This window comes from Leeuwenhoekiella polynyae (assembly GCF_004104075.1).
GTDB lineage: Bacteria > Bacteroidota > Bacteroidia > Flavobacteriales > Flavobacteriaceae > Leeuwenhoekiella > Leeuwenhoekiella polynyae.
In genome coordinates, this window is record NZ_QOVK01000009.1 from 74,523 (window position 1) to 91,373 (window position 16,851).

Consider the following 16,851-nt stretch of genomic DNA (forward strand, 5'->3'; position numbering starts at 1 on the left):
CTTAATCCATAAGGATCATTATCAAGGGTTTAGGAATGCTTTTTTTACCCAAATGTTACGTATGCACTGGTGGCGTATTGCTTTATTTCATAACTTACTCTTGTGCAGGGTGCTACCACACTGCTACCACAGTGCAACCACACTCCAACCACACTTTACCACAGTTTTAGTGTGAAAGACTGGTTAAAATAAGGTAGCATTCTTGTATCATGTATAACTTAACACCTACCTACTATGGCACAATTAGACAACAAAAGCGGCCTTAAAGGCAACATCGGCAATCTTGTATTTAGAAATGTGAAGGGGAAAACCATCGTTCAGTCGCGGCCCGATACTGCCGGGAAAGCCCGAGAAGGGCGCGCCAAACAGACCGCTACCGATTTTGGACGCGCCTCCCAAACTACCAGCAGTATCATAAGGGGCTTACGTCCTTTTCTCAGCAGCATGTACGACTCCCAGTTTTTTAACCGCTTTCGCACAGCGGTGTATCAGGGGATGAAAATGAACGACACCCTCCCTCAAGGCAGTTTGGATTTCTGGCAGGGGGAACCCACCGTACTGGAAGGCGTGGAAGCCGACCTGAAAAATCAGTATCCGCAGTACGTGCAGATACCCGACCTGCAGCTGAGCCTTGAAGCGGAAACTCTGGAAATTACCGTACCCGAATTTAAGGCCGACAACCACCTCTACTGGCCGTCAAAAGCCGGTGAAGCCGAACTGGGTTACTGGATGAGCGTCTACGACTCGAAGACTTACCAGGTGTTGCGGTACGAACTCTTTAGTATTCCCATTCCGCACAAGACGCAAAGCATCCCTGCAACTCGTTTTACCGCAACGGGACTGCCTCCCGAAGCCCTGATTTTGGTAACGGCCGGGGTGTTGTACTATACGGCAGACATTCGTTTGGGGAAATTATGTATGAATTCGAAAGCGTTTAATCCCACGCAGGTGTTGAAGGTTTTTAGGACTTAGTCTACAAAACCTAATGAGTTGAGTTATTGCTTTTAAAAGGTGTTAACCTTCCATAATAGTTTTTTAGAGATTTCGATTCCATATACGGTTCTTTACTCACTTGATTATGAGCTCAGGGAGCTCTTGAATCTCCTAAAGTTGATTTGCTTGATGTGAAGAAATCCTTCTAAAAATAATGTTTTAAAATCCTATTTACTAAAAACCAATTACACTTACCCCCCCGCTTATTGATGTTGAAATTTTTAAATAAAAAAGGGTTTAAGCTTTCGCTTAAACCCTTCTGGTACCCCGGGCGGGAATCGAACCCGCACTCGTAAGAACTGGGTTTTGAATCCAAGTTATATATGGTCATCGCACATCAATATACACTACATACTATTGATTTACAGTTGTTTAATAAATTTTAATTTTATTAAACATCATTAAAAAGCAAGATTTGTTGTACCTATGTTGTACCATTTTAGTTTAACTTTATTGTAAATCACAGATGATATGACCTCAAACACAAAAATAGTTCTTCGTAAGAAGCCCAACAAAAGTGGACTATACCCCATAGCAGTACGAATCACTAAAAACAGAAGATCAACTTATCATTATATTGGGCACTATATTCAATTAAAAGATTGGGATGAAAAAAACTTAAAAGTCAAGAAGTCAAATCCTAACTTTTCACATTTAAACTACCTTATTTACACAAGGTTAAAGGAGGCTAATAAAAATTTGTTGCAGCTTCAGTCTAATAATCTAGATTTATCTGTAAATCAAATAAAAAAAGCAATTTACACCAACGTAAAGTCAAAGACATTTTACGAACTTGCTCAAGAATTCTTAAAGGAATTAGAGCTAAATAAAAAAATGGCTCAATTATCGGCAGACAGAGTGCGCGTAAATCACGTGATAAATTTTCACAAATCTAAACAGCTAACTTTTGAGGAAATAAATGAATTATTTTTAAGAAATTTTAAAGTTTATCTCAAGAGTAAATTGAGCCTCTCTGAAAGATCCATAGTTAATAATCTAATTGTTATTAGAACAATCTACAACAGAGCAATAAAAATTGGCATTATAGACCGTAAACTTTATCCTTTTGGAGCTGATAAAATTAGAATAAAAATTCCAGAAGCTCAAAAAATTGGTTTATCGATTAATGAAATCAAGGCATTTGAAACTGCAAAGAATCTGACAAAAGAGGAAAAGCATGCTCAAAATGTCTGGCTTTTTAGCTTCTACTTTGCCGGAATTAGAATTGCAGATTTACTGAAGATTAGATGGAGTGACATTTTTGATGATAGACTTCACTATACAATGAATAAAAATTCTAAGGTTTTATCTCTAAAATTGCCTAAAAAAGCAAATACTATCCTCAAATACTACAAACCATTTCAGAGGCAGATGGATGATTTTATATTCCCGGAGTTGAAACTGGCTGATTACAGTAGACCAGAAGATGTATATGCTAAGACCAAAACCGCAACCAAGAATATTAATTTTCATTTAAAACAAGTTGCTGAAAAATCTAAGATTAAAAAGAAAGTCACTATGCATATTGCACGTCATAGCTTTGGACACATATCTGAAGACAAAATTCCTATTCAAATGTTACAAAAGTTATATCGCCATTCTTCATTAACAACCACCATAAATTATCAATCTAATTTTATTCACAAGGATGCAGATGAGGCTCTTGAAAGTGTTGTTGACTTTTAAATAATTTACTTCAAGTCAACAGAGAATAGTGAAATGAAAGATCCTCCCTCGGCGAATAGATTTATTTTACCGTTACTTACCTGGACCTTTTTAATTCTTTTGAAAGAATTATTTTCATCTGTTACATACACATTAAAAGCTGATATACTTGAAGGGATTCCAGTAACTTCAATTGGTCTTTTACCGCCTTTATTAACCAGATGTAAAACATATTTTCCATATTCTTTACATCCCAATGCGGCAGCCGTAACACTTTTATGATTTGATGTGACTGGTATACTTCTCAAACCAGAAGGTGTTTTGCCTAATTGTTTGAGATTGAAAAAACGTTGGGTTGGTTTAAGTTTATTGTCGTTTCCGTATATACCACCACCGGAAAGCACGGAATAGTCTGAAGTTAACTGCCATTGAAGAATAGTTAGAGGTTGAGCAAACTTCAAAATCTTAAGATAAATCCGTATTTCTTCAAGTGCATAGGAGGGTTCTTCAAAAATTTGGGGATATCTCCAGGCACCAGCATCGATGCTGCCTTCACCAACAAATAGAGGTTGGCCAACACGATTTGCGATATCATACCATTCTAAAAGATTTTTTTGAGACCAACCTCGCCATGAATGAAATGATACTCCGCCAATATATGGTATTGATTCTGGGTTTAAAGATGCTCTAGTTGTGAAATCCCAACCATTTGCATCGGCTGTGTCACCAAGTAGTAACTTAGTATCTAATCCATTGCTTTTAAAGAGACTACCAAGTTCGCGTATCAATTGATCATGCTCTTCTGGGGTTTGCCTCACATCGATTCCCAAGTCAGATTCATTAAATGAAAACAACACGGCTTCTACTCCATACTCCTCTTTTAAAAATACGAGGTAGGATATTATTGATCTATAAATTTCTTCTTTTTTAGATTGATCTAATTGATTGCCGCGGCTGCCGTCAAGATTAACTCCTTCAGCCCGTTCCCCAATAATTGTCCAATTAGGAGCAAACCAGGCTGCCAGGATTACCGGAATACCTTGTTCATTTAAACGCCTTGCCATTTCTAAAGAGGCTTTTACTTTGGGATGTAAGTTCCCTTTTTTAGCCTCAATCATCGGGTTTTTATCAAGATCAGGATGCCATTGTTTCCAAGGTAATTCTACCCGGCTCCAGGCGACACGCAAGTTATCTAAAGCATAATCTATAACCTGTGGGTCTGTATTAGGGTTTTGTAAACGGAAATTTCCACCTATCCCGTCAAAAGGATTTCCTTCTTGTTCCGGAAAGAGCTTTAAAGTTACAGGTGAGTTATCAGTTTCTCCGCTAACTTCTATATCAAATGTGTTTGAATAGGTCTTACCCGCTTCAAGATTACCCATAGCTATGGCAAAATTCAACTCAAAGTCAGGATTTAAAGAATCTTTACTCGTAGTAATAATCAATTCGGTTTGCTCTTGAGCTGTGACTTGAATGCCGCGTTTTTTGGTGAGCATATTCACTGCTTTTACTGGCGCCTTATAAGATGCATTATCAAACGCAGCCCTTATCGCCTGAGCAGTTATAGATTCTGGATTGGTGATTTTAAAATTAGTGTCTTTTGTAAAATCTTTCGGCAATTTAATTCTAAAATAAGCACCCTGAATCAGAGTATCTTTTGGAGCGCTAAAATTAATTTTAACACGAATGGAATTAGTAGTTAATGGTTTAAGCGTTTGAGTCCAACTGATGTTTTTCATTTCATAACTGAATGTCCTGGTCTCGTTATCTCTCTTAAAATCGGTTTTCTGTCCTTCTTTTCGTGTGACCCATTTATATCCTTGTTCATTTACTAGTACGAGGCTGGTATTAAAATCATGCAGGCCTTGCTCTGTGCGAATGCCGGTAAGGTTACCCCAGGTTTCAAATTCGGTCTGAGCAGTTATTTTTTGAAAAAAACTTGAAGCCACTAACAGTGTTAGCAATACCTTATTTTTTAATTTCATCTTTTGTTATCGTTTTTGAATAATTATAGATTTCTTTCACGCGATTGACCGTATTTGCAGTCTCGAGCCAATTAGACCACACCATAAACCAAGACCATTTAGGTTGTTTTTGAAGAATATTAGGTTTGGGTAATTCTCCCACTTCCCCGAGCGCTATAGGCTTACCGGCGGCAAGCTTTAAAAGTGCTTCATAATCGCGCTGCTCATAGTCATAATGATACACATCTGTAGCGAGTATATCTACATATTCAGCTCCCGGGTAAAAGTCCTCATAAGCAAAAGCCTCATCAAAGGGGATATCACGCGGCGCATTTGCATTCCATACCCAAATCAAGTTATTTAATTGATGGTACTCCGCTAAGCGGTTGTAGAGTATTTTCCAAAGCTTTTTATAGGCCTCCGGATTATTTCCCCACCAAAACCAAACCCCATTCATCTCATGATAAGGCCTCCACAAGACCGGCACTCCTGATTCTTCCAATTTTTTAAGATATGAAGCCACATGATCAACTTGCTTGAGCCATCTCAAATGAAGAGCGGTATTGGGAGTAAGTACTTGTTCCCAATTTTCATCACTAAATTCATTCTGTACACTTTCACTCCAGCTATAGGGTGGTTTATCTGTAGGTCTTCCTACATGCCACATCAACGTTACCAGTGCTCCCTCTTCATGTTTTTGAATAGCATTCTTCACAATTCGCTCTCCAGGATCCTTTTGACTATTCCAATAAAAATCTGTTCCCCAGACCGCGGGATAGTTCCCAGTGATTTCATAAGCCAGTTTATAAAACTTTTCAGGCTCTTCGTTGTAACTGTGCTGACCAGATAAAATATTGTCACCTAAAGAAGCTATATAGGCTAATATCTGCTTTGCTTCCGGAGTTGCATACGCATTTACCGGTGTTTGAGCCAAACCTAGAGTAGAAAGCACTACACTTATTAAACAGATTATTTTTCTCATTGCTGCTCATTTAAAAGCTGATCTGCCGCAAGAACCAGAAAGATATAATCTGTGGTTCCTCCTCCCAACACATATTCGGTTTGCTGCCAAAGGAAAGGCCACTCCAGTAGTTCGGGAAAATCGGGTCTTATTAAAGCGGTTCCCGAACCAATACCTCCGGGTATAAACGAAAACTCCCCTCGATTCATCCCATAAGCTTGAGTCAAAGATCGTGCACCTACCCCTGAGGCAAAAGAAGAGGTATTTACGCCGGGATGAGCACCTAACACAAAATTAAGAGCGTTAAGCAAATAGTCTTTCGGAAAAATTTCGGGATAACTGGTGTGAAAATAATATTGTTTCATTCCAAAATTCTGAATGCCCCAGCCAGCACCCCAGATGTCTGGTTCATAAGGCATTCCATAAGGTGTTTTTTTACCTAAGTCTACTACTTGTTGATAATAAGCCTTTACAGCGGTGTTCAATCGCTTCTTGAAAGCAGGTTCTTGAATTAAGGGTAATGCCGGCCCTACTATCCACCCGGTGTTTTCTATATTAGAAATAATACCTTCTGTATTTTTTATCAGGAATTGTGCGTATTCTTTATTTTGAGTAGACCTTAACAGTTCTACTGCCAGTTCTAGTTTAGGGATAAAAGCTTCCTCACTGTGCGAGTCCCAAATGGCTTTTGCAATAGACAGGCATTGCGCAGCCAGGTCTGGATTGTAGCTTTTTAAAACCCGTGCTGCTGCAGCCAAGGCAGCGGCAGTAGAAAGTTCTCTGGCAGGGTTTTCTTCTGTAAAAACCCAGCGGTCATCAGGTGCACCGGCTAAACCTATAGGGATATTCTGATCTGCTTGAGTGTTGGAAAAAATAATATTATCGCTATGGTTTACAGGATCTCCCAATAAGGTATATTGCCTTTTAGTAGGAACTATTATTCCGCGGTAAAAACGACCCATAGCGGTATACCCTCCCACTATAGAAAGTACGCCATGCTCAATTTGCTGTAAGATATCTGGTTTACCATCTGGCTGAAGGATTTCAACCACGCGTGTACTTTGATCAATACTTGTATTGTCGTAGTTTATGTTGAAATTTTCATAAATATGCGCCAACCCTTGTACTGTAGCTGCCTGAGATTCAACCCGAAGATCAAAATCTCCTGCATCATGCCAGCCGCCCTTATTTAATTCAGGGACGTGTTCTCCTGATTTATATTCTGTAAGTGTTGTAGACCCCTGTATATACCCGTCAAAATGATTGTAGTCTATAGGAGCCATACGCGCATCGTCCATATGACAGAGTCCGTGCCAGACTTTATAACGATCGTTCACGCGCATATGGCACATTTGAACCGGTAAAAAGTATTCTAGTGTGGGTTGCCAGACGTCTCTTTGATATACCTCTTGGGTTATCTGAAAAGCTTCGGTAGTATAGTCACCATATTGAACCACATACATACCGGGTTTTGTAATCGCACTAAAGTCTAGTTGATAATAGGTATACCGGAGAAAATTCCCCCAAAGTTCTGGTTTCTTAGAAACCACTTCTGTATATCCGCCTTCGTTATTGATGCGTAGCAGTTTTGCATCCTGTTTTTTGGTGTCATTGGGATCAGTTTCTATTACGGCTATTTTTTCTTGTGTCGGATGGTAGCCCACCTGAGAAATTTGTACTACCGGGTCGTATAAAAAATCTTTCAGCGTATTAGGCGTGATTAGCCATTCTATAGCATTTTTTGTTTTTCCGGCGGGAACAAGCGATCTAACAATAAACCAACCATTGCTGTGACTGGCACGCCCATCTAATAATTGCAGTTCCGCCTGAGAATTTAAATTTTCAATATGAATAGTTTGTGCCGGAGTACCCGGAGCAATTACCAGATGTTTTCCTTGAGCTATGGACTGCAGGCGATATTCTCCTTCTTCAGCATAGGTGCCGGGGCCATTAGCTTGCCTATTAAAAAGACCAAACTTTTCATCCATGTAATAGGATTTTCCAAAAAGAATTCCGGGGAAAAATTCAATATTCATTCCTACTTTTCCTATCCATTCTTCCGGTAAAGGTTTATCAAGATCTACCGTTATTTTAAAAGATTTCCCTTGCGGATTGACCTTCAGTTTATATTCCATCTCCAGACCTGGGTAAATAATAGGGTTAAATCCTTTGCGGTCTTTCGAAGCGTCGGGGTAGCTCATGTGAACGCTTATTTCCTGTTTTTGTCTGTCTACCTGTCGCTCTCCTACTTTGGGAACCGGTTGCCATTGACCGGGAGTTGATTCTAGTCTAAGATCACCATTCGTGGCGACGCGTATGCCGTTCTGAATGACACCTACTCCGCCCTGATGGCTTTCCGGATAAAAATCGTGCGCCAGCATCACATTAGCACCTTGTCGCTCAAGATATTCCTGTTTGTTAATTCTAAAAACAGTAGAAGAGTCAGCCAATTGTTGCGCACTAACTTGAGCTAATCCGAAAAAAAATAAGAAAAAAATAAAAATACGTGTCATAAATCATCGAAAATTTAAAAATAGGTCTCTAATGTATGCCTTACTTAATACTTTTTTATCGATTTCCTATAGGATATTTTCAGAACAGTTTGCGCTAGTGCACATTGCTTTATATTTAAACTGAAATTAATTATGTTATGAAAATACTACACTTTTTTAGTCTCTTTTGTCTAACTACTTTTACCGCTTTTGCTCAGGAAAAAGTAGCTAACGAGGCGATCATTTCTCAAATGAAGGTTGATGCCAAAGAAAACCTACTCGATAAATGGTACCCGCTTGTGATAGACAAGGAAGACGGGGGATATTACAGCGAGATTACCTATGATTTTCAAATAGGGGAAAAACACGATAAGATGATCGTAACGCAAGCAAGGCATATCTGGACCAATTCGGTCGCAGCTGAATTTTTTCCTGATAAGCAGAACAACCTAAATTATGCGGCACACGGATTCGAATTTTTGAGAGATGTCGTGTGGGATGCTAAATATGGTGGGTTTCATAACCTGGTTACCAAAGAAGGAAAACCTATCGCTAAAAAAGGAGAAGAAAAAACCGCTTATGGAAACTCCTTTGCTATTTATGGCCTTGCGGCATACTACAGGGTTTCTGGGAATAAAGAAGCGCTTGATCTTGCAAAAAAAACCTTTTACTGGCTTGAAGAGCACAGTCATGACCCAAAAAATAAAGGCTATTTTCAATCTTTAAACTTAGATGGTTCTCCAATTTTAAGAGACTCAAGTTTTGACTCTACTTCAGATGTGGGTTATAAAGATCAAAACAGCTCTATACATTTGCTGGAAGCTTTTACAGAATTATATAAAGTATGGCCAGACAAACTAGTTGCCGAAAGACTGAAAGAACTCTTATTGCTTATACGAGATACTATCGTGAGTGAAAGAAATTATATGAATCTCTTCTTTGAGGCAGACTGGACTCCTGTATCTTTTAATGAGGAAACAAAAAAGATTATAAAAAAACATTATTATCTAGATCATGTTTCGTTTGGTCACGATGTAGAAACCGCGTACCTAATGCTAGAAGCTTCTGAAATACTGGAGCGTAAGGATATCGAAAAAACGTTATTAAAAGGAAAAATGATGGTAGACCATGCTCTTGAAAATGGTTGGGACCCCGAATTTGGAGGCTTTTATGACGGTGGGTATTATTTTGGGGAAGAGAAGTCGTTAACCATCGTGAATTCAGATAAAAACTGGTGGTCACAAGCTGAAGGATTAAATACACTCCTTATTATGCAACACTATTTTCCAAATGACAGCCACCACTACGGGATTTACTTCAATCAATTATGGGAGTATGTGAACACATTTTTCATGGATGATCGCTTTGGAGGTTGGTATGAATGGGGCCAAGACAATAAACCTGAAACGAAAGACGATCTAAAAGGCCATATTTGGAAAGCTAATTATCACAACTTTAGAGCACTTATCAACTGCTTAAAAAACTTAGAAAAATAAGCAATAAAAGTATTTTCAAAAAAACAGGGCAAATACATTGATGTATTTACCCTGTTTTTTTGAAATATGTTTACTCTATTTTTTAGTCAACTGCAGTGTGATCACATCGTGTGGTGCAACTACTGCATTAAAGGAACTCTTTGTTGTTTTTAGGTCTTTCTGCGCCCATACATCTTTTAAAGAAAAAAGGGTATTTTTAAAATCAACAGTATATTCAAAATCAGGATCTTTTATTTGATGATCTTCCCAGTTGAAATTTACTTGATGTTCACGATCTGCCCGGTTTAAGAACGTTACAGCCCAGTCTCCGTTTTTAAGAGGCTTAAACCACGTTTCAAGTCCTTCTTTACTGCTGTATTTGAAGCCTTGGATTCCTAAAGAATCCTGATTGATAGCGATCATATCTTTATTAGTAAGGATAGCTACTGTTTCTGCGCTCATATCTGCTAAATCATTTCCTGCTATTAAAGGAGCCGAGAGCATACACCACATAGCAAAATGAGCGCGATCTTCAGCAACAGACATCCCATTTCCCACTTCCATCATATCAGGATCGTTCCAGTGCCCGGGACCGGCATATTTTCTAAGGCCATCCTGCATATCTAAAATTTTAAGCACGCCCCAAGATGACCAGTCGCCGTGATCTTCTTCACAATCCCAGCAAGCATAAATATCCCCAGTTGTTCTCCACATATGGCCAATATCTTGGGCCCATTCCCAAGGCTTATTATCACCCCATTCGCAAATTGCAAACAAAATTGGGCGACCAGCGCTATAAAGAGCATTTCTCATTGTTGTGTAAGAAGCTTCGGCATTTTGCTTTCCTGTATTACACCAATCGTACTTTAAATAATCGACGCCCCAGGATGCATATTTAATGGCATCTTGATATTCGTGACCACGGCTTCCAGGCTCACCGCCACAGGTCTCAGTACCTGCGTCTGAGTATATCCCAAACTTAAGGCCTTTGCTATGTATATAGTCTGCCAGAGCTTTCATACCGGAAGGAAATTTTTCCTTATCTGCATGAATAAAACCATCAGCATCCCGCTCACCGTGCCAGCAGTCATCTATTACAATATACTCATAGCCAGCATCCTTCATACCGCTGGAGACCATGGCATCAGCAGCATTTCTGATAACTTGTTCATTGATATTACAGGCAAATTTATTCCAGCTATTCCACCCCATAGGTGGCGTTTCGGCAATATTATCAAACTTCTGAGCATAGCTTTTAAAATTCAACATCGTGATGAAAAAAATAAAAAAAAGGTTTTTCATAGTTTAAAAATTAAAATAATATTCCCTGCTTAAATTGTTTAAACAGGGAATAATTTGAACAAAATTAGTGGATAAAAGTCTAAATCTAAATCAATCCCAGATCATCTATATAAATTACTGACGGGGCAGCACCACTAAACTCCTGAATGACAATCTCGTTAAGTGTAGCTGGAGAGCCCAATTGTGACAATGGTATTGTAAAATCGTTCCACTCTCCCTGATTGATAGTTATTACTGCACCTGCGTCATAATTTCCGTTTAATACGAGTTTTAGATTGTTGATTCCTTCTCCTCCATATATTGATACTTTAACGGCTTGTTTGTCGGCAAGATCAATGGTGGCACCACCATTGCCAATTTGAAAACCTGAGTAACCCCCCTCATAAGTTCTCTTGATTGAGAAATCGCCACGTTTTACGCGCTCAGTACTTTCAAAATCTTCTGAACCAGACCAACCCCCAATCCACCAGCTTTGGGCTAATGCATCATCATAAACCACAAATTTAAATCCGAAGGATTGCGTACTCTGGGATATGCCCCCTGCTGTTTCCACAAACAAAAAGGCCTGTACAATTCCTTCAGGTACTGCAACCTGTATTTCCGTGGTGGTAGATGAAATTATTTCAGCCTCAACATCTCCAAATCGCACGGATACAAGACCTTCAAAAATCTCACCTTGAATAGTAACAATATCCCCGGCACTTGCTGCCAATGGCGTAAATGAAGTAATTCTAGGAGCTGGTTGCTCGATCATAAAAAAAGTTGTCGCAACACCTTCTGATGTAACTACACGCAACTCATCGCTAGCGTCAAAGTAGGGTGCATCTTCAGGGATACTTGTAATAATAACATTATTTGTAACCAATGTCGGGTTAAAATAGGCTTCCGTGTCATTAAAATATACCTCTTGAGTCGTGGCTAAGTTTTCTCCATAAATGGTATAGGAATTTTGACGAAGTCCTACTGTAGTGGTAGAGTCTCTTGCTGTAAGGGCCACACTTGTTATACTTGGTGGGCCGGTTGCTTCTACACCACCCGTATCATCGGGTTGACAAGAGGTTAACTCCAGGCTTAACATTAGGGCTAGTAATAGAATACCGCCGCTACTGATTTGCTGTTTAAAAAATTTAATTTTCTTCATCATCACTGTTTTTTAATTAAACTCATAAGGAACTGGTTCTTCAAGTAGTCTTGGATTTAAAGCCACGTCTGTTGCAGGATAGGGCAACAAGAAATCGTCTACTTCTGGAGTATACATCTCTGTAAATATTTCAGGTGGTTCTTCATTACTATAAGTTCCTCTTTCCTGGTTGCTTATAATATTAATGGCTGTTTGACGGTCGATTCGTCCCAAATCAAACCAATAATCCCCCTCTATAGCAAATTCAATTCTACGTTCTTGTAAAATATCATCAAGTGTAATTGAAGGCAGACTGCCCAGACCTGCCCGTAAACGCACACTATTAAAAGATTCAAGCGCCTGAGCATCACTTGTTGAAGCAGCACCTGCCAAAATAGCTTCGGCATTAATTAATAATACATCGGCATACCGCATTATATAGGTATTGTTAGATGCGGCCTGCATTGCAGAATTACCATTATTATCTGCTGGTGTACCAACGACATATTTTTTAATCCCTGCTTTTGTGTTCTGAGCATTTATATCATCTGGTACTGTGTAGCCCCCATCAGCTGCCCTGATGTTGGGATAGAAATCTCCGGCAAGCATTATAGTTGCCTTTCTACGTTCATCACCATCTTCATAAGCTTCCTGCAAATCAATTGTTGGCCCTATCACACCATACCCATCACCAGTACCAGTTATGGCGCTGCTTATAGCAAAAGAAGCCTGCATTGCATTACCAACACCATAACCCTGAGATGTCCACTGCATAGCTGCAATAGATTCTTCATTATTGTTGAACTCTGTTAAAAATAGATTATTGTAATCATCAAGTAATTGAAATTCTTCGCTCGAAATCACTTCCTGACTTAGTTGTCGTGCTAGATCGTATTCCTCTTGATAAAGGTGAACTTTTGCCTTTAATGCTTTAGCAGAACCACTTGAGACGTGGGCATTTGCTAAATAATTACCACCGCGCACCTTTGGATAGCAATTATCAATTGCAAACTGAAGATCACGCTCTATTAATTCATAGATATCTTCTATTCGGTTTTTAGAGATCTGAGGATCGTAGACATAATCTAGATTATTTTCAATTATGGGCACTGATCCCCAAATCCTAACCAAATAAAAATAAGCAACCGCTCTCATAAAATGTGCTTCGCCTATTGTATTGTTTACTGCTTCCTGAGAAACCGATGGGCTTACTCTACTTTCAGTAAAATTTATTATTGCATTTGATTGAGCAATCACACCCCATAAAGAACCCCAACCATCGGCTAACACAGTGTTATCGCCTGTTATTGAGAAGTTGAAAAAGTTTACTACGTCCCCAGAGAAAGTACGTGCGTTACCACCGCTCAACTCTGTAATTGACCAAAATGCCTTAGTATTGAAATTAAACCATACTGCTCCATAAAGGCTATTTGTATTAGCTACTAGTTCTTCTTCACTAGAATAAAAATTATCTAATGCAATACCGTCTTCTGGTGGTCTTTCTAAAAATTCATCGTCACAAGATACCAGCGAAAAAAACACCAAAAACAGTAAAAACAGTTTGTTATACTTTATATATTTCATCGTAATTTATTTTTTAAAATTCAACATTTAAACCTAGAGTAAATGTCCTGGGTATGGGGTATCTCCCTCGATCAACACCCATTTGCAGTGCATCACCATTAAATGATCCTATCTCCGGGTCATATCCAGAATAATTTGTAAAGGTGTAAAGGTTTTGTATAGTACCATAAACCTTAAGATTTGAGAGGTAAAATCTTTGACAAAAGGTTTGAGGGAGATTATAGCCCAGACTAACATTTTGTATTCTCAAGTAAGACCCATCTTCAACATACCGATCTGAAATAAATAAATTTTGATTATCATCTCCCCTTCTTGGTCTTGGAAAAGCAGCATCAATATTATCTGGGGTATAGTAATCCTGCGCTATGTTTAATTGATTGGTGTATAATCTTGATAGACCAACCGTTTCCTTTCGTGTCAAATTTAATAGATCATTACCATAAGATCCTTGAAGGAAAATACTAAGATCAAAATTTTTATATTTAAAGTTATTGGTAAATCCAAATGTGAAATCTGGGTGAGGGTTGCCAATATAGGTTCTGTCTTTTTCATCAATAACACCATCCTCATTTACATCAACATATTGAATATCACCGAGGCTGTTATCACCTAGTTCCTCAGAAAAAGGGATACCAAATTGAACAGGCGCTCCATCAATATCTTCTTGGGTTCTAAATATTCCGGCAACTTTATAACCCCAATATTTCCCTAAAGGCTCACCTTCAACTGTTCTAGTAATTGGAGAAGATAAAAACCCAGTTGTAACAGAACGTAAAACTTCCAGGCTTTCGTTATAAAGTTCCGTTACTTCATTTCTGTAATGAGATATATTGAAATTGGTTGACCATGAGAAATCTTTAGTCTTTAAAGTTGAATAACCCATAGAAACATCAATACCCTTATTATTCATTTCACCCAGATTGACAAAAGGAGCAGAAATTCCTCCTAAATAATTATCAGGCCCAGTTAGGAAGACTGGCAGAGGTAACTGGTATAAAAAGTCTTTTGAAACCTTATTATACACTTCGATTGTAGCATTGAATCGGTTATCCAAAAGTGTAAACTCTATACCTAAATTGGTTTGTCTAGTTTCTTCCCATTTTAAATCGGGATTAGGAATATTATTAACTAAATATCCAAGTCCTATGCCCGTAGGAGTATTGTTTAAGCTAGAACCATAAAGATAGTTTGCAATCCCCTGATTACCTACAACACCATACCCTGCTTTCAATCTAATATTATCAACCGTCTCGTTAAAGCTTTCCATCCATGGTTCATTTGACAATTTCCAAGATGTCGCAAATGATGGAAAATAACCCCATTGCTTACCTCCTTGAGGATCAAATTTAGAGGAGCCATCTGCCCTCAAGGTTGCTGTTAAACTGTATTTATTTTTGAATGAATAGTTTGCTCTTCCGAAGTATGAATTTAAAGCAGTGCTGCCTTGATAGGCATCGTAGCTTACTATTGAATTTGCATTATTAAGGGTCTGAATGTCATTATTGACAAAGCCCTGACCCTGAGCCTGAATCCCTTCCCAGAAGGACTCCTGTGCTTCTTGACCTAACAAAACATTTAGGTTATGGTCTCCAAAGTTTTTCGAAAAATTAAAATAATTTTTAATAATCCAAAAATGACTTTTTTCCCTTTTTTCAAATAACGTTGCATTTTCATTGATAAATCGCCCCCATTCGTAAGTTGGAGTGAATTGAGTGTTTGTGCCAAATGTTAAATTACCTCCTATTTCATTCCTAAATGTTAGACCATCCATAAGGGTAAACTCAGAATAGAAATTACCCAGTACATTATAGGTGAGTAAGGAATTACTTCTTTCCAGTGCTAAAGCTACGGGATTTATACTGCCTTCAATTGCCCCTGGTTCATCTGGCGGTCCAGCAAAAGAACCGTCTGGATTGCGCACCGCCACATCTGGAGCCTGAAGTAACCCCAAACTGACAATACCATTACGATTACTATTTAAAGTGATATCTTCACTTGTTCTACTTGCAGTAAGGTTAGCACCTACCTTCAGCCAATCTTTTAAATTGCCATCAATATTCGCCCGGACAGTCAATCTATCAAAGCCAGAGCCTAAGACGGTTCCTTCCTGATCTAAGTAACTACCAGAAATAAGGTAGTTTACTTTCTCATATCCTTGTGAATAAGAAATTTGGTGACTCTTTAAAATAGCTTGTTGAAATACCTCATCCTGCCAATCAGTGCCATCTCCCAGGTTCTCAATCGTTGTAAATTCAATTCGTGGTTCAGTCCCATACTCTACAGCCAATGCATTTTGTAGTCCGGCGTAAGTAGGAAGATCCATTACATCTAGCAATTTTTGGGGTTCTTGAAGAGCATAATAGGTATTGTATTTCAAAGAACCTGCTTTATTCCGACTGCCTGTCTTAGTTTTTATAATTACAACACCATTCGCACCTCGTGAACCGTAAATTGCAGTAGCTGAAGCATCCTTAAGTATATCAACAGACTCAATATCACTAGGGTTTAATCCGGCCAATGGACTTGTGCCTGTCTGTCCGTTCCCCCCAAAGTCTGCTGCTGCTGTCCGCCCACTTGTACTGGTATTACGTGAATCACCAGATATAGGCACACCATCAATTACATACAATGGTTCGTTATTCCCAGTAATAGAAGTTATACCTCTTATCCTAACCGAAACCGCGCTTCCAGGCTTTCCTGAGTTTTGACTAATGGTAACCCCAGAGGCTCGGCCTTGCATCAATTGGTCTATACTTACCTGCGGAATATTTTCGATTTCGTCAGATTCAATACTAGATACTGATCCGTTAACGTCTTGTCGCTGTTGCGTTCCATAACCAATTAGGACAACTTCATCCAAACTTTCAGAATCTTCAGACAGCGCAACATCCACTCTTTGTCTCTGATCAACAGCAACTTCCTTAGTTTCAAATCCAATGAAACTAAATACAAGAATGCCATCCTGAGGCACATTGAGCTGAAAGTTTCCGTCAAAATCTGTGGCTGTACCGTTACTAGTATTTTTTTGTATGACATTTACACCCAGCAGTGGATTTCCGTTTTGATCTGTTACTGTTCCTTCTACTACATTTTGTTGAGCCAAGCTTAACTGAGTTAATAGACAGAATAGCGCAAAAGTGATCATCTTACTTATGCGTTTCATACCGCCTTTACGTTTGATTATTTTTTTTAGCATTATTGAGAAAATTGTTGAATTGATACTAATATTATGAGTTTGATAAAATACCGGTTTATTTATTAGAGCTTCGATAAATATTGACCCATAATATTTCAT

Annotated in this window: 10 protein-coding genes; 3 read left to right on the plus strand and 7 right to left on the minus strand. The window is 38.7% G+C overall.

Annotation, left to right across the window (positions count from 1 at the left end; translation table 11 throughout):
• Positions 1 to 234 precede the first annotated feature (234 nt).
• Positions 235 to 972, plus strand: coding sequence for a hypothetical protein (locus tag DSM02_RS11410; protein ID WP_128765752.1), 738 nt, complete (start codon positions 235 to 237; stop codon positions 970 to 972).
• Between the two features lie 492 nt (positions 973 to 1,464).
• A complete protein-coding gene (locus DSM02_RS11415) occupies positions 1,465 to 2,679 on the plus strand; it encodes a site-specific integrase (RefSeq protein ID WP_128765753.1) in 1,215 nt (404 codons plus the stop codon).
• 5 nt (positions 2,680 to 2,684) lie between these two features.
• On the opposite strand, the gene DSM02_RS11420 is transcribed toward DSM02_RS11415, so the two are convergent.
• From DSM02_RS11420 to DSM02_RS11430, 3 genes are read right to left on the minus strand one after another with little or no spacing between them, the layout of a single operon-like run.
• On the minus strand, positions 2,685 to 4,643 hold the full coding sequence (locus DSM02_RS11420) for a hypothetical protein (RefSeq protein WP_128765754.1): 1,959 nt from the start codon (positions 4,641 to 4,643) through the stop codon (positions 2,685 to 2,687).
• Positions 4,627 to 5,604 (minus strand): glycosyl hydrolase, encoded by a 978-nt coding sequence (locus DSM02_RS11425; protein WP_128765755.1) that lies wholly within the window; start codon positions 5,602 to 5,604, stop codon positions 4,627 to 4,629. Before DSM02_RS11425 ends, DSM02_RS11420 begins: the two co-directional genes overlap by 17 nt.
• Positions 5,601 to 8,096, minus strand: a complete 2,496-nt coding sequence (locus DSM02_RS11430; RefSeq protein ID WP_128765756.1) for a glycoside hydrolase family 9 protein — start codon at positions 8,094 to 8,096, stop codon at positions 5,601 to 5,603. The genes DSM02_RS11425 and DSM02_RS11430 overlap by 4 nt, the downstream gene beginning before the upstream one ends.
• A 137-nt stretch (positions 8,097 to 8,233) precedes the next feature.
• Here DSM02_RS11430 and DSM02_RS11435 point away from each other — a divergent pair, with 137 nt between their 5' ends.
• Complete coding sequence (locus tag DSM02_RS11435; protein ID WP_128765757.1) at positions 8,234 to 9,571, plus strand: AGE family epimerase/isomerase; 1,338 nt, start codon at positions 8,234 to 8,236, stop codon at positions 9,569 to 9,571.
• Between the two features lie 75 nt (positions 9,572 to 9,646).
• Here DSM02_RS11435 and DSM02_RS11440 read toward each other — a convergent pair whose 3' ends face one another.
• From DSM02_RS11440 to DSM02_RS11455, 4 genes are all read right to left on the minus strand, one after another.
• A complete protein-coding gene (locus tag DSM02_RS11440) occupies positions 9,647 to 10,852 on the minus strand; it encodes a glycoside hydrolase family 27 protein (protein ID WP_128765758.1) in 1,206 nt (401 codons plus the stop codon).
• Between the two features lie 85 nt (positions 10,853 to 10,937).
• On the minus strand, positions 10,938 to 11,996 hold the full coding sequence (locus DSM02_RS11445) for an IPT/TIG domain-containing protein (RefSeq protein WP_128765759.1): 1,059 nt from the start codon (positions 11,994 to 11,996) through the stop codon (positions 10,938 to 10,940).
• Between the two features lie 9 nt (positions 11,997 to 12,005).
• Complete coding sequence (locus DSM02_RS11450) at positions 12,006 to 13,556, minus strand: RagB/SusD family nutrient uptake outer membrane protein (RefSeq protein ID WP_128765760.1); 1,551 nt, start codon at positions 13,554 to 13,556, stop codon at positions 12,006 to 12,008.
• 13 nt (positions 13,557 to 13,569) lie between these two features.
• Entirely contained in the window at positions 13,570 to 16,752 is a 3,183-nt protein-coding gene (locus DSM02_RS11455) for a SusC/RagA family TonB-linked outer membrane protein (RefSeq protein ID WP_164918298.1), read from the minus strand.
• Positions 16,753 to 16,851 lie beyond the last annotated feature (99 nt).

Excerpts from the sequence above, each read along its gene's own strand:
- DSM02_RS11420 (WP_128765754.1), bottom strand. The coding sequence starts at position 4,643 with ATGAAATTAAAAAATAAGGTATTGCTAACACTGTTAGTGGCTTCAAGT.
- DSM02_RS11435 (WP_128765757.1), top strand. The coding sequence starts at position 8,234 with ATGAAAATACTACACTTTTTTAGTCTCTTTTGTCTAACTACTTTTACC.
- DSM02_RS11440 (WP_128765758.1), bottom strand. The coding sequence starts at position 10,852 with ATGAAAAACCTTTTTTTTATTTTTTTCATCACGATGTTGAATTTTAAA.
- DSM02_RS11450 (WP_128765760.1), bottom strand. The coding sequence starts at position 13,556 with ATGAAATATATAAAGTATAACAAACTGTTTTTACTGTTTTTGGTGTTT.
- DSM02_RS11445 (WP_128765759.1), bottom strand. The coding sequence starts at position 11,996 with ATGATGAAGAAAATTAAATTTTTTAAACAGCAAATCAGTAGCGGCGGT.
- DSM02_RS11425 (WP_128765755.1), bottom strand. The coding sequence starts at position 5,604 with ATGAGAAAAATAATCTGTTTAATAAGTGTAGTGCTTTCTACTCTAGGT.
- DSM02_RS11455 (WP_164918298.1), bottom strand. The coding sequence starts at position 16,752 with ATGCTAAAAAAAATAATCAAACGTAAAGGCGGTATGAAACGCATAAGT.
- DSM02_RS11410 (WP_128765752.1), top strand. The coding sequence starts at position 235 with ATGGCACAATTAGACAACAAAAGCGGCCTTAAAGGCAACATCGGCAAT.
- DSM02_RS11415 (WP_128765753.1), top strand. The coding sequence starts at position 1,465 with ATGACCTCAAACACAAAAATAGTTCTTCGTAAGAAGCCCAACAAAAGT.
- DSM02_RS11430 (WP_128765756.1), bottom strand. The coding sequence starts at position 8,096 with ATGACACGTATTTTTATTTTTTTCTTATTTTTTTTCGGATTAGCTCAA.